The sequence below is a fragment of the Allobosea eneae genome, from assembly GCF_042657265.1.
Lineage (GTDB): Bacteria > Pseudomonadota > Alphaproteobacteria > Rhizobiales > Beijerinckiaceae > Allobosea > Allobosea eneae.
Map to the genome: position 1 here is coordinate 41,533 of NZ_JBHSLW010000035.1, position 18,849 is coordinate 60,381.

The 18,849-nt window shown below is 67.6% G+C and carries 13 protein-coding genes; 9 read left to right on the forward strand and 4 right to left on the reverse strand.

Annotated elements, in window-relative coordinates; all coding sequences use genetic code 11:
* The gene (locus ACFPOB_RS21410) at positions 1 to 2,595 is read left to right on the forward strand and encodes an ABC transporter permease (RefSeq protein WP_377800418.1); all 2,595 of its coding nucleotides are present in this window, start codon (positions 1 to 3) and stop codon (positions 2,593 to 2,595) included.
* A 218-nt stretch (positions 2,596 to 2,813) separates the two neighbouring features.
* A complete protein-coding gene (locus ACFPOB_RS21415; RefSeq protein ID WP_377800419.1) occupies positions 2,814 to 3,590 on the forward strand; it encodes a Bax inhibitor-1/YccA family protein in 777 nt (258 codons plus the stop codon).
* 80 nt (positions 3,591 to 3,670) lie between these two features.
* Here the strand turns inward: ACFPOB_RS21415 and ACFPOB_RS21420 are convergent, their stop codons facing one another.
* Together ACFPOB_RS21420 and ACFPOB_RS21425 are read right to left on the reverse strand one after the other, a co-directional pair.
* The gene (locus ACFPOB_RS21420; protein ID WP_092163128.1) at positions 3,671 to 4,036 is read right to left on the reverse strand and encodes a DUF2794 domain-containing protein; all 366 of its coding nucleotides are present in this window, start codon (positions 4,034 to 4,036) and stop codon (positions 3,671 to 3,673) included.
* Positions 4,037 to 4,359: 323 nt separating this feature from the next.
* The gene (locus tag ACFPOB_RS21425) at positions 4,360 to 4,953 is read right to left on the reverse strand and encodes a peroxidase-related enzyme (RefSeq protein ID WP_377800461.1); all 594 of its coding nucleotides are present in this window, start codon (positions 4,951 to 4,953) and stop codon (positions 4,360 to 4,362) included.
* Between the two features lie 178 nt (positions 4,954 to 5,131).
* Here ACFPOB_RS21425 and ACFPOB_RS21430 point away from each other — a divergent pair, with 178 nt between their 5' ends.
* Both ACFPOB_RS21430 and ACFPOB_RS21435 read left to right on the forward strand, forming a co-directional pair.
* Entirely contained in the window at positions 5,132 to 9,970 is a 4,839-nt protein-coding gene (locus ACFPOB_RS21430; RefSeq protein ID WP_377800420.1) for an NAD-glutamate dehydrogenase, read from the forward strand.
* A gap of 61 nt (positions 9,971 to 10,031) precedes the next feature.
* On the forward strand, positions 10,032 to 10,235 hold the full coding sequence (locus tag ACFPOB_RS21435; RefSeq protein ID WP_377800462.1) for a Trm112 family protein: 204 nt from the start codon (positions 10,032 to 10,034) through the stop codon (positions 10,233 to 10,235).
* Positions 10,236 to 10,367: 132 nt separating this feature from the next.
* On the opposite strand, the gene ACFPOB_RS21440 is transcribed toward ACFPOB_RS21435, so the two are convergent.
* The gene (locus ACFPOB_RS21440; protein ID WP_377800421.1) at positions 10,368 to 11,618 is read right to left on the reverse strand and encodes a ubiquinone biosynthesis hydroxylase; all 1,251 of its coding nucleotides are present in this window, start codon (positions 11,616 to 11,618) and stop codon (positions 10,368 to 10,370) included.
* 117 nt (positions 11,619 to 11,735) lie between these two features.
* On the opposite strand from ACFPOB_RS21440, the gene ACFPOB_RS21445 reads away from it, so the two are divergent.
* The 3 genes from ACFPOB_RS21445 (at position 11,736) to ACFPOB_RS21455 (ending at position 14,676) form a co-directional block, all read left to right on the forward strand.
* Positions 11,736 to 12,602 (forward strand): acyl-CoA thioesterase, encoded by an 867-nt coding sequence (locus tag ACFPOB_RS21445; protein ID WP_377800422.1) that lies wholly within the window; start codon positions 11,736 to 11,738, stop codon positions 12,600 to 12,602.
* A gap of 230 nt (positions 12,603 to 12,832) precedes the next feature.
* Entirely contained in the window at positions 12,833 to 13,171 is a 339-nt protein-coding gene (locus ACFPOB_RS21450) for a P-II family nitrogen regulator (RefSeq protein ID WP_377800423.1), read from the forward strand.
* 80 nt (positions 13,172 to 13,251) lie between these two features.
* The gene (locus ACFPOB_RS21455; RefSeq protein WP_377800463.1) at positions 13,252 to 14,676 is read left to right on the forward strand and encodes an ammonium transporter; all 1,425 of its coding nucleotides are present in this window, start codon (positions 13,252 to 13,254) and stop codon (positions 14,674 to 14,676) included.
* Between the two features lie 69 nt (positions 14,677 to 14,745).
* Here ACFPOB_RS21455 and ACFPOB_RS21460 read toward each other — a convergent pair whose 3' ends face one another.
* Positions 14,746 to 15,087: a hypothetical protein gene (locus tag ACFPOB_RS21460; protein WP_377800424.1), complete on the reverse strand. Its 342-nt coding sequence runs from the start codon at positions 15,085 to 15,087 to the stop codon at positions 14,746 to 14,748.
* A 183-nt stretch (positions 15,088 to 15,270) separates the two neighbouring features.
* On the opposite strand from ACFPOB_RS21460, the gene ACFPOB_RS21465 reads away from it, so the two are divergent.
* Positions 15,271 to 17,844 carry an FtsK/SpoIIIE family DNA translocase gene (locus ACFPOB_RS21465; protein ID WP_377800425.1) on the forward strand — a complete coding sequence of 858 codons (2,574 nt, stop codon included), beginning with the start codon at positions 15,271 to 15,273 and terminating at the stop codon, positions 17,842 to 17,844.
* A gap of 157 nt (positions 17,845 to 18,001) precedes the next feature.
* Complete coding sequence (locus ACFPOB_RS21470; protein ID WP_377800426.1) at positions 18,002 to 18,847, forward strand: outer-membrane lipoprotein carrier protein LolA; 846 nt, start codon at positions 18,002 to 18,004, stop codon at positions 18,845 to 18,847.
* The last annotated feature ends 2 nt before the right edge of the window (positions 18,848 to 18,849 follow it).

Below are 18,849 nucleotides of genomic sequence, written 5' to 3' on the forward strand. Positions count from 1 at the left end.
ATGCACGCCCCCGTCAAACCGTCCGCTTCGCCCTCGACGCCCGCTCGACGCCCGGTCGGCCTGAAGCTCGCCTTGCGCCTCGCCTGGCGTGACCTGCGCGGCGGCCTGCGCGGCTTTGGCGTCTTCATCGCCTGCCTCGCGCTCGGCGTCATGGCGATCGCCGCCGTCTCCTCCTCCTCGCGCGGTCTCAGCGAGGGCCTCGGCCGCGAGGGGCGACGCATCCTCGGCGGCGACGCCGCCTTCAGCCTGATCCATCGCGAGCCGACCGCCGAGGAACACGCTTTCCTCGCCCGCCATGGCAGGGTCTCGACCATCGCGACCCTGCGCAGCATGGCCAATGCTGGCGAAAAGGGCGCGGGGCTCGTCGAAGTCAAGGCCGTCGACGGCTCCTATCCCAGCATCGGCGAATTGCGCACCGATCCGGCCCAGCCGGCCGCCGACCTGCTCGCTTTGCGCGACGGCGCCTATGGCGGCATCGCCGATCCCGTCCTGTTAGGCCGGCTCGACCTGAAGCCCGGCGATACCGTGCTGATCGGCTCGGCCCGGGTGCAATTGCGCGCCAATCTCGTCTCCGAGCCCGACAAGATCGCCGCCGGCGTCGGCTTCGGCCCGCGCCTGATCCTCTCGCAGGAGGCGCTGCGGGCCTCCGGCCTGCTCCAGCCCGGCAGCCTGGTGCGCTGGACGGCGCGCGTCATCCTGCCCGATGGCGCCAATACCGATGCCGCCCTCGAGGCCCTCCTCGCCAGCGCCACGCGCGAACAGCCAAATGCCGGCTGGGAAGTCCGCTCGCGCGCCAACGCCGCGCCGAACTTCCAGCGCAATATCGAGCGCTTCACCCAGTTCCTCACCCTGGTCGGCCTGACCGCGCTCTTGGTCGGCGGCGTCGGCGTCGCCAATGCGGTGCGCCGCTTCGTCGAGGCCAAGCGGCTCGATTTCGCCACGCTGAAGGCGCTCGGCGCCACCGGCGGCCGCGTCGTCGCGATCCATCTGACCGAGGTCATGCTGGTCGCCGGCTTCGGCATCACGATCGGGCTGGCCCTTGGCGCTGCAGCGCCCTTCGCGCTTGGCTATATGCTCGCCGACATCCTGCCTCTGCCGTTCGAGCCGACGCTCGCCCCGGCCGAGCTCGCTGTCGCTGCGCTCTACGGGCTGCTGACCGCGCTGGTCTTCGCCATCATCCCGCTCGGCCGCGCCCATGACGTCCCGGTCTCGGCCCTGTTCCGCGACCAGATCGAACCGGACCGACGCCGGCCGCGCTGGATCTACCTCGCGCTCTTCTTCGCGGCGCTCGCCGGCCTCGTCGGCGTCGCGCTCGTCTTCGCCTATGACCGGCGCATCGCCCTGATCTATATCGGCGCCGCCGGCGGCGTCTTCCTGCTGCTGCGCCTGATCGCCTGGGGGCTGATGGCGCTGGCCCGCCGCGCTGGACGACCACGCCAGCCGGCGCTGCGCATGGCGCTCGCCAACACCTATCGCCCGGGCGCGCTGACGCCCTCGCTGGTGCTGTCGCTCGGCCTCGGGGTCGCCCTGCTATCGACGCTCGCCTTCATCGACGTCAGCCTACGCCGGCAGTTGACCCAGTCCCTGCCGCAGAAGGCGCCGAGCTTCTTCTTCCTCGACATCCCCAATGCCCAGGCGGCCGAGTTCGACCGTTTCCTCGCCGAGCAACGCCCCGGCGCCCATGTCGAGCGCGTGCCGATGATGCGCGGGCGCATCGTCAGCGTGAACGACGTTCCGGCCGAACAGATCAAGGCCAGCGAGCAGATGGCCTGGGTGCTCGAGGGCGATCGCGGCATCACCTATTCCGCCGGCATGCCCGAGGCCTCCAGGCTCGCTTCGGGCGAGTGGTGGCCGGAGAACTATCGCGGCGAGCCGTTGGTCTCCTTCGACGCCCGCGCCGTCGAGGGGCTCGGCCTCAAGCTCGGCGACAAGCTCACCGTCAACGTCCTCGGCCGCAACATCACCGCGCGCATCGCCAATTTCCGCGACATCGAGTGGCGTTCGCTCGGCATCAATTTCGTCATGGTGTTCTCGCCGAACACCTTCGCCGGCGCACCCCATACCAACCTCGCCACCGTGACCGACAATGGCGCGACGCCCGCGACCGGTGACCCTGCCCTGATGCGCCAGCTCGCCATCGCGTTCCCGGCGGTGACGGCGGTCCGGGTCAAGGACGCGCTCGAAGCGGTCAACGGCATCGTCGGCCAGCTCGCCGGGGCGATTCGCGGCGCCTCCGGCCTCGCCATCGGCGCGAGCCTGCTGGTCCTGGCCGGCGCCCTGGCGGCCGGGCAGAGGGCGCGGCTCTATGACGCGATGATCCTGAAGACCCTAGGCGCCACCCGCCGCTTCATACTTTCGTCGTACGTCCTCGAATACGCAGGCATCGGCGTCGTTTCCGCCTTGTTCGGGCTCCTGGCAGGTGCCGCGGCCGGCTGGGGCGTCGTCACGCAAGTGATGAAGATAGATTTCGTCCCCGATCCGACAGGCGCTATTATCGCCGCGACTGCAGCGGTTGTGGTCACCGTCGTGTTCGGATTGATCGGAACGCTACAAATACTGTCGAAAGCGCCCGCTTCTCATCTGCGGAATTTATGAGGTCTGACTCAAGGCGATCAGGCATAAACATGGACAGACGGTAATGTTGCATCGACTGGCCGACGAATTTCTATGCCGGCAGCGACGCTAACCATGCCGCCCTCTTGTAAGCCTGCGCGATCCCCCTCATATTTCGTGGTGTCGCGACATTGGTGCGCGGCGGTGGGCGTCGCAAGGGCGATTGCCCGCCAGGCAAAGTTTCAAGGGGAACTCTCTCCATGAGCGATTTCGACCGCAACGCTCAGGTCTGGGGCGCCGGCCGCGCCCAGCAGACCAGCGCCGTCGAGGTGGACCAGGGCCTGCGCTCGTTCATGCTCGGCGTCTACAACAATATGAGCATCGGCCTGGCCATCACCGGCCTGATGGCGATCGGCATCTCCATGCTGGCGATCGCCGGCTACTCGCCCTCGGGCAAGGTCACCGCGCTGACGCCGCTCGGCCAGGCGCTCTACCTGTCCCCGCTGAAGTGGGTGGTGATGCTGGCTCCGCTGGCCTTCATCTTCTTCTTCTCGTTCAAGGCCGAGAGCATGAGCTCGTCGACCGCCCGTGCCATGTTCTTCGCCTTCGCGGCGGTGATGGGCATCTCGCTGTCGTCGATCTTCGTGGTCTTCACCGGTGAATCGATCGCCAAGGTGTTCTTCATCACCGCGGCCTCCTTCGCTGGCCTCAGCCTGTTCGGCTACACCACGAAGAAGTCGCTGTCGGGCATGGGCTCGTTCCTGATCATGGGCCTGATCGGCCTGGTGATCGCCTCGGTGGTCAACATCTTCCTGGCGTCGAGCGCGCTCTCCTTCGCCATCTCGGTGATCGGCGTGCTGGTCTTCGCCGGCCTGACCGCCTGGGACACGCAGCGCCTGAAGGAAATGTACCTGTACTCGGACCTCGATTCCGAGTCGGCCGCGAAGCTCTCGGTGAACGGCGCCCTGTCGCTCTACCTGAACTTCGTCAACATGTTCCAGATGCTGCTCTCGCTCTTCGGCTCCAAGCAGGAGTGAGCCGGGCGACAGCCTAGGAAATACGAAGCCCCGGCCTCACGGCCGGGGCTTTTTGTTTGGGCAGCGCCCTTCGCGCGGGGTCAGTTCACCACGCTCAGACGCTTGTCGAGCACCTTGAGGACTCGTCCAAGCTCCGCACCGCGCTTCAGGATCAGCCCGGTCGCGGTCACCACCGAATAGGCGCCCTGGCGCCGGGCCAGCGATGGATCCTTGACGATTCGGTAGAGCGGCACCTCGGCGGTGCGCCGAAAGACCGAGAACTGTGCCTTGTCGCGCAGGAAGTCGATGGCGTAGTCGCGCCATTCGCCGGCCGCGACCATGCGACCATAGAGATTGAACAGTTCGTTCAGCTCGCGCCGATCGAAGGTGACCGAGGAGGGCGCGGCAGCCGGAAAGGCGACGACCGCGCCCGCTCGCTGACCTGGCGGAGTTTCGCTTTCGCTCATCGCGCCTCCTGTTCGTTACCGGCGATTATCCGGCAAGGGATGATGCGCCCGCCCTCCGGCGCTGGCAAGGGCGCTGCAAGACAGATTGATGACGACCCCACCGCGATCATCAGTCTTGCCGCGATTGCCATGATTTCGCCGCGCTTGCGCCAAGTGAGCGCCCCGTTACGGCGTTCAACTCCGAATCGTTGCCTCGGCGGCCCGGCCTGTCCGGTTCCGGACACGTCAGCCCCCCAGCCCCTCCGGCGCTGTGGCGGGCCGGGCCAGCGAGTCGAGGCCAACTCACGGCTGGCGGTTTCCGCCGGCCGTTTTTCTTTGGCAACTCAGCGTGACGCGCCGTGATATTCGGGATTCGGCCGCATATCGACGGCCGAGGCCATCCGATTCGACATATTGTAAAAGGCGGCGACGGCCGCGATGTCCCAGATGTCGCGCTCGCCGAAGCCGGCCTTGCGCAGGCTCTGCCGGTCCCCCTCCTCGACCTCGTGCGGCCTTTCCGTCAGCTTCACCGAGAAATCGAGCATGGCGCGGTGACGGGCTGAGAGCTGCGCGGCGCGGTAATTCATCACCATCATCTCGCCGAGGACGGGGTCGCCGGAGAGCTGGCGCACTGCCTGGCCATGCGCCGTCAGGCAGTAATAGCAGCGGTTCACGCTGGAAACCGCGACCGCGATCATCTCGCGCTCCAGCTTCGACAGGCCCGACGGCGCCAGCATCAGGTCGTTGTAGAAGGCGGCGAAGGCCTGGAGCTTGGCGTCGTCATGCGCATAGGCGGTGAGGACGTTCGGGACATAGCCCAGCTTCTCCTCGCATTTGGCGAAATAGGCCTGCATCGCCTCGGAAAGCTCGGCTTGCGGCAGAGAGAGCGCCATCACGGCGGGCGGCGCGTCCTGCTTCGCAGGCTGCTCGCCCACCATCGCTTTGTCATGCTTCTTCGTCATCTCTGCACTCCTTGCGTCGATATCCGCGCGGATCGGGCACGACTTGCTGCGTCCGCGCCATATTGGTGCAATCTGGCTGCTGGCATCCGACGAAAGTTGCAGCAGCCGGTGAGCTATGTCATCGCTTCGGCAAAATAGCAGGGGGAAGAAGACTATGGCCAAGCGCGAAGCGAATGCCACGGCTGCAGCCGTCACCGCGATCGAGGCTGCTGCCCGCGAGCTCGGTTCGGCGATGCCCGCAGACTTCCCCAAGCTGCTCTATGGCCGCACCGTCGCCGAGGATCTCGTTGCGCTGCCACCGGAACTACTCGTTCGCGCCGCCGATGCCGCCTATGCCCATCTGAGCGGCAAGCGCAAACCCGGCGAGCCCAATCTGCGCTTCCGCGACGAGGCGGTGAAGCAGGACGGGCGCGAGCGCCAGATCACGATCCTCGAGGTCGTCAACGACAACAAGCCGTTCCTGCTCGATTCGACCCTGGCCGAGCTGACCGAGCAGGGCTACGAGCCGCGCCTCGTCGCCCACCCGATCCTCGCCGTGGTGCGCAAGGACGACGGTAGCTTCCAGTCGCTCGCCGGCGAGGCCTCCGGCCGCGCCGTCGAAGGCACCCGTCGCGAGAGCCTGATCCATATCCATCTCGACCGGATCGACACCGCCGAGGCGCGCGAGCGGCTCGCCGCCGGCCTCGCCCGCGTCTATGTCGATGTCGGCCTCGCCGTCGACGACTGGGCCGCGATGCGCGGGCGTATCACCGAGGTGATCCAGTCCTACCGCGCCAATCCACCGCCGCTGCCGGAGGACGAGGTCACCGAGGCCCTGAATTTCCTCGAATGGATCGCCAGCGACAATTTCACTTTGCTCGGCGTGCGGGCCTATCGCTTCGCCGGCGGCGACACGGCTGCCGATCCGGTCGATTCCTCCGGTCTCGGCATCCTGCGCGACCCGGATGTCCGGGTGCTGCGCAAGAATCGCGAGCTCGTGGTGATGACGCCGGAGATCCGCGCCTTCCTGGCCAAGCCGCAGGCGCTGATCATCACCAAGGCCAACGTCAAGAGCCGTGTCCACCGCCGCGTCCATCTCGACTATGTCGGCGTCAAGCTCTTCACCCCCGACGGCCGCCTCGACGGCGAATTACGCATCGTCGGCCTGCTCACCTCGAACGCCTATACCGGCAGCGCCCGCGGCATCCCCTATCTGCGCCTCAAGGTCGCGCGCGTACTGAAGAGCACCGGCTTCGACCCGTCGAGCTATTCCGGCCGCGCCCTCTACAACGTGCTCGACGCCTTCCCGCGCGACGAGCTGTTCCAGATCGATGTCGAGACGCTGGAGCGCTTCGCCCTGGACATCATGCAGTTGACCGAGCGGCCGCGCATCCGGGCGCTCGCCCGCGCCGACGAGTTCGACCGCTTCGTCTCGGCGCTCGTCTTCATTCCGAAGGACCGCTACGACACCACGGTGCGCCGCCGCGTCGGCGAGTTCCTCGCCCGCATCTACCAGGGCCGCCTCTCCGCCGCCTATCCGGCCTATCCTGAGGGGCCGCTCTCCCGCACCCACTACATCATCGGGCGCGACGAGGGCCGCACGCCCAAGGTCGACCGCAGCACGCTGGAAGCAGGCATCGCCGCGATCGTCCGCACCTGGAGCGACGGCCTCAAGGACGCACTCGACGCCGGCAAGGCCGGCCCGGCCGCTCGCTCCCTCGCCGAGCGCTATGCCGAGGCCTTCGGCGCCGCCTATCGCGAGCGCTATTCCGCCGAGGACGCCCTGGTCGACGTCGACATGCTGCAGAAGCTGTCGGACGAGCGTCCGCGTGCGGTGAACCTCTACCGCCGCGAGGGCGACGGGCCGACGCGGGCCAATCTCAAGCTGTTCTCGCGCGGCGCCGCGATCTCGCTCTCCGAGCGCGTGCCGATGCTGGAGAACATGGGCTTCCGCGTCGTCAACGAGCGCACCTTCAACATTACCCCGCAACAGAATGGCGGGGCGGGCAGCGACACCCGCGTCTGGCTGCACGACATGACGCTGGAGCGTGCCAGCGGCGGCGAGATCGATATCGAGAACCTCGATCCGACGATCGAGGCGGCGCTGATGGCGCAGTTCCGCGGCCTCACCGAATCCGACCGCTTCGACCAGCTCGTTCTCGCCGCCGGCCTCGCCTGGCGGGAAGCTGCGCTGCTGCGGGCGCTCGGCCGCTATCTGCGCCAGGTCGGCGCGCCCTACGCGCAGGACTACATCGCCGACGCGCTGACCCGCCATTCTGGCATCGCCACCGGATTGGTGAAGCTCTTCGTCGCCAAGTTCGACCCGCACCTCTCTGACGAGAAGCGCGCCGAGCAGATGAAGGCCGAGCGCGAGCGCATCGAAGCCGCGCTCGCCGACGTCACCAGCCTCGACGAGGACCGCATCCTGCGCCGCTTCGTCAACCTGATCGACGCGACGCTGCGCACCAATTTCTTCCAGATCGGGCCTGACGGGCATCCGCGCGGCACGATCTCGTTCAAGCTCGCCTCCGGCCAGGTCGACGGCATGCCGCTGCCGCGCCCGCTCTACGAGATCTTCGTCTATTCGCCGCGCGTCGAAGGCATTCATATGCGCTTCGGCAAGGTCGCACGCGGTGGCCTGCGCTGGTCGGACCGGCCGCAGGATTTCCGCACCGAGGTGCTCGGGCTGGTCAAGGCCCAGCAGGTCAAGAACGCCGTCATCGTCCCGGTCGGCGCCAAGGGCGGTTTCGTGCCCAAGCGGTTGCCGCCGGCGAGCGACCGTCAGGCCTGGCTGGCCGAAGGCACCGAGAGCTACCGCATCTTCATCCGCACCTTGCTCGAGCTCACCGACAATCTCGACGGCGAGAAGATCCTGCCGCCGCCGGACACGGTCCGCCATGACGGCGACGATCCCTATCTCGTCGTCGCCGCCGACAAGGGCACCGCGACCTTCTCCGACACCGCCAACGCCCTCTCCGCCGAGAAGCACCATTGGCTCGGCGACGCCTTCGCCTCGGGCGGATCGCAAGGCTACGACCACAAGGGCATGGGCATCACCGCCCGCGGCGCCTGGGAGGCGGTGAAGCGCCATTTCCGGGAGATGGATGTCGACATCCAGGCGACGCCCTTCACCGTCGCCGGCGTTGGCGACATGTCCGGCGACGTCTTCGGCAACGGCATGCTGCTCTCGCCGGCGATCAAGCTGATCGCCGCCTTCGACCATCGCGACATCTTCCTCGACCCCGATCCGGATCCAGCCAAGAGCCTCGCCGAGCGCCAGCGCATCTTCGCCCTGCCGCGCTCGTCCTGGCAGGACTACGACAAAGCGCTGATCTCGAAGGGCGGCGGCATCTTCTCGCGCCAGGCCAAGAGCATCGCGCTATCACCCGAGGCCCGGCAGGCCATCGGCTTCGATAAGGCGCAGGTCACGCCGGCCGAACTGATGACCGCGATCCTGAAGGCGCCGGTCGACCTGCTCTGGTTCGGCGGCATCGGCACCTATATCCGCGCCAGCGACGAGAGCGACGCCCAGGTCGGCGACCGTGCCAATGACGCGATCCGCGTCACCGGCTCCGATCTGCGCGCCAAGGTGATCGGCGAGGGCGCCAATCTCGGCGCGACCCAGCGCGGCCGTATCGAGGCGGCTCGCAACGGCGTGCGGCTCAATACCGACGCGATCGACAACTCGGCCGGCGTCAACACCTCCGACGTCGAGGTCAACATCAAGATCGCGCTCGCCGACCCAGTCCGCGACGGTCGCCTGCCTGAAAAGAAGCGCAACGCTTTGCTGGCTGAGATGACCGACGAGGTCGGCCTGCTCGTCCTGCGCAACAACTACCTGCAGACGCTGGCGCTATCGCTGACCGAGGCGCAGGGCATCCAGGCGACGCCGCATCTGCGCCGGCTGATGGTGCAGCTCGAAGAGGATGGCCGGCTCGACCGCGGCGTCGAGTATCTGCCGTCGGACGCCGTGCTGATCGAGCGCGAAAAGCGCGGCGAAGGCCTGACCCGGCCGGAGCTCGCTGTGCTCCTGGCCTATGCCAAGCTCGCGCTGCACGACGCGCTGCTCGAATCGGCGATCCCCGACGACCCCTATCTCAAGAGCGAGCTCATCCGCTATTTCCCGCAGCCGCTGCGCGAGGGCTATGGCAAGGAGATCGCCGGCCACAGGCTGCGCCGCGAGATCGTCGCGACGCAGCTCGCCAACGCCATCATCAATCGCGGCGGCCCGGCCATTGTCTCGATGCTGGCCGACCAGACCCGCGCCGAGGCGCCGGCGATCGCGGCGGCCTATGCCGTCGCGCGTGATGCCTTCGACCTGATCACGCTGAACGGCGCCATCGACGCGCTCGACGCCAAGCTGCCGGGCAAGACCCAGACCGGGCTCTATGCCGCCGCGCAGGAGCTGGTCGTCGACCGGATGCGCTGGTTCCTGCGTCGCGGCGTCGCCAAGCCCGGCGCAATCGAGCAGACCGTGGCGCACTACGCCAAGGGCGTCGCGGCGCTGGAGGGCGCACTCACCGAATTGCTACCGGAAGCGGCGGCACAGGCGCGCAATGCCCGCATCGCTGCGCTCACGGCCGAGGGCGTGCCCGAGGCACTCGCGGTGCGCGTCGCCAGCCTGCCCTGGCTCGCCGAGGCCACGGATATCGTCGACATCGCCAGCCGGACCAAGCGCGACATCGTCGAGGTCGCCTGGATTCATTTCGGCACCGATTCGGTCTTCGGCTTCTCTACCCTGAGGTCGGCTGCCGCGGCCGTTCCCGCGACCGACGATTACGAGCGCCTCGCCCGCCAGCGCGCGGTCGAGACCCTCACCGATGCCCATGCCGGGCTGACCCAGGAGATCGCTACCGGCAAGTCGGGTCCGGACGCGCTGAAGGACTGGCTGGCGGAGCGCGGCGCCGATGCCGAGCGCACCCGTGCGACCGTCTCGGCCATTGCCATGTCGGGTCTCTCCCTGCCAAAGCTGATGGTGGCGGCCGGCATGCTGGCCGATCTGCCGCGCCGGTAACACCGGCTATCAGGAATTGGTCGCCGCTCAGCGGGTGGCGACCGCTGGAGATGATGTGATGATGAACCCAGACGAGGACAGCGCGGCCGTGACCCGGATCGACCCGAAGCTGCTGGAGATCCTCGTCTGTCCGGTGACGAAGGCGACGCTGGAATACGACGCCGCGCGCCAGGAGCTGATCAGCCGCGCCGCCAAGCTGGCCTACCCGATCCGCGACGGCATCCCGATCATGCTGCCGGAAGAGGCACGGCAGTTGGAAGGGTAGTGCCGGTAGTGCTCGCGTCATTCTCGGGGCGAAGCGAAGTGCAGCCCCGAGAATCTCATGACGAGGTAGTGCCGACCGGAGCTCCTTCCGGCCTGAGATGCTCGGGTCAAGCCCGAGCATGACTGGTAGTGGCTACAGCATCTCGCCCTTGAGCAGCCGCGGCGTCGGCCCGGCGAGCCCGGCCGCCTCGCGGATGAAGAAGCGCTTCAGCCCCGGCATGCGCTCGACCAGGCCGAGGCCGAGATCGCGCGCCAATCGCAACGGCGTCGAATCGTTCGAGAACAGCCGGTTGAGCCCGTCGGTGACGACCCCCATGGCGACGGTGTCGAAGCGCCGCCCCTTCTCATAGGCTTCCAGCACCTCCGAACTGCCGACATCCAGACCCAGCCGCGCCGCATCGACGATCGCCTCCGCCAGTGCCGCGACATCCTTTAGCCCAAGATTGAGCCCCTGGCCGGCGATCGGGTGGATCACATGGGCAGCATCGCCGAGCAGCGCCAGCCGCTCGCCGATGAACCGGCGCGCCACCCCGAAGGAGAGGGGATAGGCGCCCGGCCGGCTCTCCAGGGCGATCTCGCCGAGCTCCAGGCCGAAACGGCGCTCCACCTCCAGAAGAAGATCGCTCTCGTCCAGCGCCAGCAATGCCGGGACGCTCTCGCTCCGCTCGGTCCAGACGATCGAGGAGCGATGGCCGAGCTTGCCGCCATCGGCCAGCGGCAGGATCGCGAACGGACCCGACGGCAGGAAGTGCTCGACCGCCCGCCCCTCATGCGGCCGCTCATGGCCGATGGTCGCGACGATCCCCGATTGCGGATAGGACCAGCCGACCCAGCCGATGCCGGCCTGCTCCCGCAGCTTCGAGCGAGCGCCGTCGGCGGCGACCAGCAGCGCCGCATCGAGCGTTTCGCCACCGGTGAAGACGACCGCGAGCGCACCATCCCCCTCCGTGCCCGAGCGGACCCCCTCGGGCCGTAATTCGACGCCGTTGGCACGCGCAACCTGGAGCAGTGCCGCCATCAGTGCCCCGTTCTCGACCATATGGGCGAAGGGCTGGCCGGGTTCGATCTCGCCGTCGAAGGTCAGGAACACAGGCCGCACCAGATCCGGCGTGCGGCTGTCGGTGATGACCATCTCGGTCATCGCCGTCGAGGCCGCCTCCGCCAGACGCCAGATGCCGAGCGCCTCCAGCATGTTGCGCGCCGCCGCCGCGACCGCATAGGCGCGGTCGTCGGCACGTGCCGGCCCTGCCAGCGCAGGATCGGCCACAATCACGCGAAAACTCTCGCCCAGCGCCTGCTTCAGCGCGACCGCCAGCGTCAGCCCGGCGACGCCGCCGCCGGCGATGACGATGTGCTGGCTCGCGCCCTCGGAACTTTGCGCCATGATTGTCCTCGCATCGCGCCGCTTGACGTGGCCGGATCGCTCGTTGCTGATGCAACCTTACCGTCTTGCCCAGAGCCGGCCCGGGCCGCAAGCCCGCGCCGCGCCGGTTTCTCGCCGATGACCTCAGCCGCGAACACCTTGCTCCCGATCTTCGATCTCGAACCACTCGGACACAACCGGTTCCAGGGTCGCAGCCCCGACAATGGCTGGACCCGCGTCTTCGGCGGCCAGGTGATCGGCCAGGCGCTTTATGCCGCCTGCAAGACAGTCGAGGCTCGCCAGCCCCATTCGCTCCACGCCTATTTCATGCTGCCTGGCGATCCGACGATCCCGATCGTCTACGAGGTTGAGCGGCTGCGCGACGGCGGCTCGTTCTCGACGCGGCGCGTGCTGGCGCTGCAGAAGGATGCGGCGATCTTCGCCATGTCGGCCTCCTTCCAGATCGCCGAGCCCGGCTACGACCACCAGATGCCGATGCCACCGGTGCCGACGCCCGATGAACTGCCGGATCGCGACGGCATGGAGCGCGACGTTCTCCCGCACATGCCCGAGGCGGTGCGTGCCTATTACCGGCGCGAGCGGCCGATCGACATCCGCCCCGTCGAGTTGAGCCGCTACGCTGCGGGTGCGCCGCGCGAGCCAAAATTCAACGTTTGGGTCAGGGCGGCGCAGAAGCTGCCGGACGAGCCGGCGCTGCATCAGAGCGCGCTCGCCTACGCCTCCGACCTGCTGCTGCTCGATTCCAGCCTGATCGCCCATGGCACCAGCGTCTTCGATCGGCGGGTCCAAAGTGCTAGCCTCGACCATGCGATGTGGTTCCACCGCTCCTTCCGCGCCGATGACTGGCTGCTCTATGCCCAGGACAGCCCTTCCGCCTCGGGCGCGCGCGGCTTCTCGCGCGGGCTGATCTTCGACCAGGAGGGACACCTTGTCGCCTCGGTCGCGCAGGAAGGCCTGATCCGGCCGCGGCCCGACCGCGGTTGAGCGGACGAGCGCCTGCTTTTTCGGCATCTGCTTAATTTGTGATCATTCTAAGCCGCTGATCCCGCCCGATCATGGCGGAATCGCGGCATTGCCCGCTCACGCGCCACATCCACCGGTTGGCACGGGCCTTGAAAGGCTCCCTCCGACGCGCCTGCTCGAATGGGCGCGAGAGGCGCAACGACGTCGCTTGGATCGCGGTCCGACGGCGCACAAGCGGGGGTAACCCAGCCATGAAGATCGTGATGGCCATCATCAAGCCGTTCAAGCTGGAGGAGGTGCGCGACGCGCTCACCGCCATCGGCGTGCACGGTCTGACCGTGACCGAAGTGAAGGGCTATGGCCGCCAGAAGGGCCATACCGAAATCTACCGCGGCGCCGAATACGCCGTGAGCTTCCTGCCCAAGATCAAGATCGAGGTCGCCGTCACCGACGATCTCGTCGCCAAGGTGATCGAGGCGATCACCGCCGCCGCCCGCACCGGCCAGATTGGCGACGGCAAGATCTTCGTCTCGTCGATCGAGAAGGCCGTGCGCATCCGCACCGGCGAGACCGACGGCGACGCCCTTTGATCCCCGACCTTCCCAGGAGTTTCTCGATGAACAACAAGACCCTTAACCGGGCCGGGCTGGTTGGACTGGCCTTCGCCGCGATGGCCGGCGCCGCGCTGGCGCAAACCCCGGCTGCACCGCCTGCCCCCGTGCCCAACAAGGGCGACGTCGCCTTCATGATGAGCTCGACGATGCTCGTGCTCCTGATGACGATCCCGGGCCTCGCTCTGTTCTATGGCGGCCTCGTGCGCGGCAAGAACATGCTCTCGGTGCTGACCCAGGTCTTCGCCATCGTCTGCATCGTCTGCCTGATGTGGATCATCTTCGGCTACTCGCTCGCCTTCACCAATGGCGGCGGCCTCAACGACTTCGTCGGCGGCTTCTCCAAGGCCTTCCTGCGCGGCGTCGACGGCAACTCGGTCGCCGCGACCTTCTCCAACGGCGTCGTCATTCCCGAATACGTCTACATCGCATTCCAGATGACCTTCGCCTGCATCACGCCGGCCCTCATCGTCGGCGCCTTCGCCGAGCGCATGAAGTTCTCGGCGCTGCTGCTCTTCACCGTGCTCTGGGTCACCTTCATCTATTTCCCGATGGCCCACATGGTCTGGTACTGGGGCGGTCCCGACGCGGTCGGCAACGCCGCCAAGGCGCTGGCTGACGCCGGCACTGACGGCAAGGCTGCGGCCCAGGCGGCGCTCGACGCGGTCAATGCCGATGCCGGCATGCTCTTCAAGTGGGGCGCGCTCGACTTCGCCGGCGGCACCGTCGTGCACATCAATGCCGGCATCGCGGGCCTCGTCGGCTGCATGCTGATCGGCAAGCGCATCGGCTTCGGCAAGGAGCTGATGGCCCCGCACTCGCTGACCATGACCCTGATCGGCGCTGCCTTGCTCTGGGTCGGCTGGTTCGGCTTCAACGCCGGCTCCAACCTCGAAGCCAACGGCACCGCCGCGCTCGCCATGATCAACACCTTCGTCGCCACGGCGGCGGCGGCTGTGGCCTGGCTCTTCGTCGAATGGGCGGTCAAGGGCAAGCCTTCCATGCTCGGCATGGTCTCGGGCGCGGTCGCTGGCCTCGTCGCCGTCACCCCGGCCGCGGGCTTTGCCGGCCCGATGGGCTCGATCGTCCTCGGCCTTGTCGCCGGCGCGGTCTGCTTCGTCTTCTGCTCGACCGTGAAGAACGCGATCGGCTACGACGACTCGCTCGACGTCTTCGGCATCCACTGCGTCGGCGGCATCATCGGCGCGCTGGCGACCGGCATCCTGGTCAACCAGGCGCTCGGCGGCGCCGGCATCCCCGACTACTCGACCAAGCCGGGCGAGCTGGTCGCCGCGACCTACGAGTTCGGCACGGCCTTCATGGCCCAGCTCAAGGCGGTGCTGTTCACACTCGTCTTCAGCGGCGTCGGCTCGGCGATCCTCTACAAGATCGTCGATGTGATCGTCGGCCTGCGCGTCGCCCCGGACCAGGAGCGCGAGGGTCTCGACATCGCCGAGCATGGCGAGCGCGCCTATCACGACTGATCGTGAAGGCTCGTCTTGCCTCCACCATAGCCCCGGCGGGAGACCGCCGGGGCTTTTCTTTGGCTGCTCTCAATCGCGGCTTGTCACGCGGTCCCGCACGATCTCCAGCACCTGCACCGCCTCCGGCAGCTCGATCAGGAATTCGGCATCGCGTTCGAGATGATGGATCCTGCGCGGATCGGGTCCGGCGAAGCGAGACATCGCCTCGACACTCTCCCAATAGGAGATCGTCACGAACTGGCTTTCGCCCGCACGATCCTCCCGGAACATCTGCGCGTCGAGCGCCTGCTCCGCCAGCGGCTTGACACCGACCTCCAGCAGATACTCGGCATAAGCGTTGGCCTTCTCCGGCACGGTGCGGCCGCGCCAGATCCGGGCAATTCTCGCGATCCTGTCGTCGCCATCGGCCATCTCGCCCTCCTTGCGTTTGCTGCCCAAAAAAATGCGGCGGCCGAGGCGATCGTTCCCCGAACTGCTGACAATAAGCGGCGGCAGCGCAAGGTTAAGCGGGCCTTAACCGGACCTTCCTAACCTGCCGGTTCGATAGGGCGGCCCTTGCCGCCTTCCTGACCGACGCCCGCAGACCACGGCCCGATGCGCACGATCCGACGCTCCTCATCGCTGATCGACCGCCTGCCTGATCCGGTGCGCGAGTTCCTGTCGCGCCGCGCCGCCGAGATCGCCGGCATGGCGATGCTCGCGCTGATGGTCGCCGTCGCCGCCGCCCTCGCGACCTGGTCGGTCGACGATCCCAGCCTCAACAACGCCACGCGCGGCACAGTGCAGAATTTGCTCGGCCGCCCCGGTGCGATGATCGCCGACCTCGCCATGCAATTGCTCGGCCTCGGTGTCGTCGCGCTGCTGCTGCCGCCGCTGCTCTGGTCGCTCCGGCTGATTCGCTTCCACCTCTTCGATCGCAGCGCCCTCAAGCTCGTGCTCTGGGTCGTCGGCATCGTCTCGAGCGCCGCGGTGGCGAGCGCCCTGCCCGCGACGCCGCGCTGGCCGCTGCCGACCGGCATGGGCGGCGTCATCGGCGACGCGCTGCTGCAGGGCACCCGCAACATCGTCGGCCTCGGCGGCACCGCGCTCGGCGGCCTCGTCGCCTTCGTCTTCGCTGGCATCGCCATCCTCTCGGTCACCGCCGCCGCGGGCTTCGGCTTCGTCACCGACGAGGACCCCGATCCTGACCAGGACGACGAAGCTTTCGCCGATGGCGAGGAACGCCGCGACGATGAACCGGGCTTCTCCGTCATCCTGATCGGCTGGATCGCCCATGGTGCCATGGCGCTGAAGGCCGCGATCCTGCGCCGCCTGCCGCGACCGCCGCAGCCTGCCTCCGCCGGCGCCGGCGCGATGCCCGTGCCGGCCCAGACTGGCCGGGTCCGCCGCGAGCCGAACTTCACTGGCGATCCGGAAGCCTACCGCTCTCCTGTCGTCGCGCCCGAGCTCGTGCGCCCTGTTTCCGCCAAAGTTGCACCGAGCGCCCGTCCGGCCCATGACGACGATGACGAGCCTTTCGAGGCGCAGGACCTGCGCGACCTCAATGCGCCGCGAGTCGCAGCTCCGGTGCGTGCGCCGAAGCCCGGCAAGCGCCTGTCGCGCGAGGCGCAGCCCTCGCTGCTCGACAGCGAAGGCTTCGAGCTGCCGCCACTGACCTATCTGGCCGAGCCCAAAAAGGTGCTGGCCAATGCCATCTCCACCGATGCGCTGGAGCAGAACGCCACCTTGCTCGAAGGCGTGCTCGAGGATTTCGGCGTGCGCGGCGAGATCAGCCAGGTCCGCCCCGGCCCGGTCGTCACTCTCTACGAGCTTGAGCCCGCTCCCGGCACGAAGTCCTCCCGCGTGATCTCGCTCGCCGACGACATTGCGCGCTCGATGAGCGCGGTGTCGGCGCGCGTGGCGGTGGTGCAAGGCAAGAACGCGATCGGCATCGAACTGCCCAACGCCAAGCGCGAGACCGTCTTCCTGCGCGAATTGCTGGCCTCCCAGGATTTCGAGGGCACCAAGCACAAGCTGGCGCTGTGCCTCGGCAAGACCATCGGCGGCGAGCCGGTGATCGCCGACCTTGCCCGCATGCCGCATCTGCTCGTCGCCGGCACCACCGGCTCGGGCAAGTCGGTGGCGATCAACACCATGATCCTGTCGATCCTCTACCGGCTGAAGCCGGAGGAGTGCCGGCTGATCATGGTCGATCCCAAGATGCTCGAGCTTTCCGTCTATGACGGCATCCCGCATCTGCTCACCCCCGTCGTCACCGACCCGAAGAAGGCGGTGGTCGCGCTGAAATGGGCGGTGCGCGAGATGGAGGAGCGCTACAAGAAGATGTCGAAGCTCGGTGTGCGCAACATCGACGGCTTCAATCTGCGCGTGGCGGAGGCGGCCGCGGCCGGCGAGGTCATCACCCGCACGGTCCAGACCGGCTTCGACAAGCATTCGGGCGAGGCGATCTATGAGGAGGAGGCGATGGACCTGTCGCCTCTGCCCTATATCGTCGTGATCGTCGACGAGATGGCCGACCTGATGATGGTCGCCGGCAAGGAGATCGAGGGCACGATCCAGCGCCTGGCGCAGATGGCCCGTGCCGCCGGCATCCATGTCGTGCTGGCGACGCAGCGGCCTTCGGTCGACGTCATCACCGGCACGATCAAGGCGAACTTCCCGACGCGCATCTCCTTCCAGGTGACCTCGAAAATCGACTCGCGCACCATCCTGGGCGAGATGGGCGCCGAGCAGCTGCTGGGCCAGGGCGACATGCTCTACATGGCCGGTGGCGGGCGGATCACCCGCGTGCACGGCCCGTTCGTCTCCGATGCCGAGGTCGAGAAGGTCGTCGCGCATCTGAAGACACAGGGGCGGCCGGACTATCTCGACGCGGTCACCGCCGAGGAGGAGGCCGGGGCTGGCGAGGACGAGGACGGCGCGGTCTTCGACAAGAGCGCGATGGGCCAGCCGGAGAGCGACGACCCTTACGAGCAGGCGGTCGCGGTGGTCCTGCGCGACAAGAAGGCCTCGACCTCCTATATCCAGCGCCGGCTGCAGATCGGCTACAACCGCGCCGCCTCGATCATGGAGCGGATGGAGAACGAGGGCATCGTCGGACCCGCCAACCACGCCGGAAAACGCGAGATCCTCGTCGAGACAGGTAGAGCCAGGGAAGACGAGGATTGAAGGCGACGGCCGCTGCGGCCTCATGGCGCGAAACCGGTCCTGAAAATGCCATCAGCCCGGTGCAACCTCGTCGCCGACTGACGCGTTGAACCCTTGCCGGCCAGCCTGGGCGGCACGATATTCCGCCAGAAGGCCGCCAACCGGACATCGGAGCCCCATGACCCATCTTTCGCCCATGCCAGCTCTCGCAGCCGCCGCCCTGGCGCTCGCGCTGGCCGCGGGCCAGGTCTCGGCCCAACCGCTTGACATCAAGCCCAGTGGCCAGCCGGCCGCTGCGGCTCGCCCGGCCCAGCGCGCGATTCCCCTGCCGCCGATCCGCCCGCCGGGTCTCGGCATGCCGCGTACCGACGCTGTGCAGGCCACCGCGACGAGCTCTGCGCCAGCCGCTCCGGCTCCCGCACCGGTCGTCACCGCCAACAATGAGCCGCGTGCAGCGACGCCTGCGAAATCAGCGCGCCCGAGCACGCCGTTGTCGAAGGCCGAGGCCGTAGAGCGGCTGAACGCCTATTTCAACGGCTTTTCGACCTTGCAGGGCGACTTCATCCAGTTCGCCGCCGATGGCCGCCGCTTCGAGGGCAAGCTCTATGTCCTGCGTCCAGGCAAGATGCGCTTCGAATATCGCCCACCTGTGACCATGGAGGTCGTCGCCGACGGCACCTCGGTCGCGATCCGCGATCGCAAGCTCGCGACCCAGGACCTCTACTCGATCGGCCAGACGCCGCTGAAGTTCCTGCTCAAGGAGCAGATCAGCCTCGAGCGTGACACCAGCGTCACCGGCGTCAGCACCAAGGGCGACATTCTCTCGCTCAAGCTCGAGGATCGCTCGACGCTGGGCGGCACCTCGAAGATCACGCTGAACTTCGATCTGACCGCCAACGAGCTCCGGCAATGGGTGGTGATCGACCCGCAGGGCTACGAGACCTCGGTCTCGCTCTACAATCTCGATACCCAGCGCCGGCCCGACCAGAAGAACTTCGTGATCGACTACCAGCGCGTGCTCTGAGC

Excerpts from the sequence above, each read along its gene's own strand:
- ACFPOB_RS21450 (WP_377800423.1), top strand. The coding sequence starts at position 12,833 with ATGAAGATCGTGATGGCCATCATCAAGCCGTTCAAGCTGGAGGAGGTG.
- ACFPOB_RS21420 (WP_092163128.1), bottom strand. The coding sequence starts at position 4,036 with ATGAGCGAAAGCGAAACTCCGCCAGGTCAGCGAGCGGGCGCGGTCGTC.
- ACFPOB_RS21410 (WP_377800418.1), top strand. The coding sequence starts at position 1 with ATGCACGCCCCCGTCAAACCGTCCGCTTCGCCCTCGACGCCCGCTCGA.
- ACFPOB_RS21430 (WP_377800420.1), top strand. The coding sequence starts at position 5,132 with ATGGCCAAGCGCGAAGCGAATGCCACGGCTGCAGCCGTCACCGCGATC.
- ACFPOB_RS21465 (WP_377800425.1), top strand. The coding sequence starts at position 15,271 with ATGCGCACGATCCGACGCTCCTCATCGCTGATCGACCGCCTGCCTGAT.
- ACFPOB_RS21425 (WP_377800461.1), bottom strand. The coding sequence starts at position 4,953 with ATGGTGGGCGAGCAGCCTGCGAAGCAGGACGCGCCGCCCGCCGTGATG.
- ACFPOB_RS21460 (WP_377800424.1), bottom strand. The coding sequence starts at position 15,087 with ATGGCCGATGGCGACGACAGGATCGCGAGAATTGCCCGGATCTGGCGC.
- ACFPOB_RS21435 (WP_377800462.1), top strand. The coding sequence starts at position 10,032 with ATGAACCCAGACGAGGACAGCGCGGCCGTGACCCGGATCGACCCGAAG.
- ACFPOB_RS21470 (WP_377800426.1), top strand. The coding sequence starts at position 18,002 with ATGACCCATCTTTCGCCCATGCCAGCTCTCGCAGCCGCCGCCCTGGCG.
- ACFPOB_RS21445 (WP_377800422.1), top strand. The coding sequence starts at position 11,736 with ATGACCTCAGCCGCGAACACCTTGCTCCCGATCTTCGATCTCGAACCA.
- ACFPOB_RS21455 (WP_377800463.1), top strand. The coding sequence starts at position 13,252 with ATGGCCGGCGCCGCGCTGGCGCAAACCCCGGCTGCACCGCCTGCCCCC.
- ACFPOB_RS21440 (WP_377800421.1), bottom strand. The coding sequence starts at position 11,618 with ATGGCGCAAAGTTCCGAGGGCGCGAGCCAGCACATCGTCATCGCCGGC.
- ACFPOB_RS21415 (WP_377800419.1), top strand. The coding sequence starts at position 2,814 with ATGAGCGATTTCGACCGCAACGCTCAGGTCTGGGGCGCCGGCCGCGCC.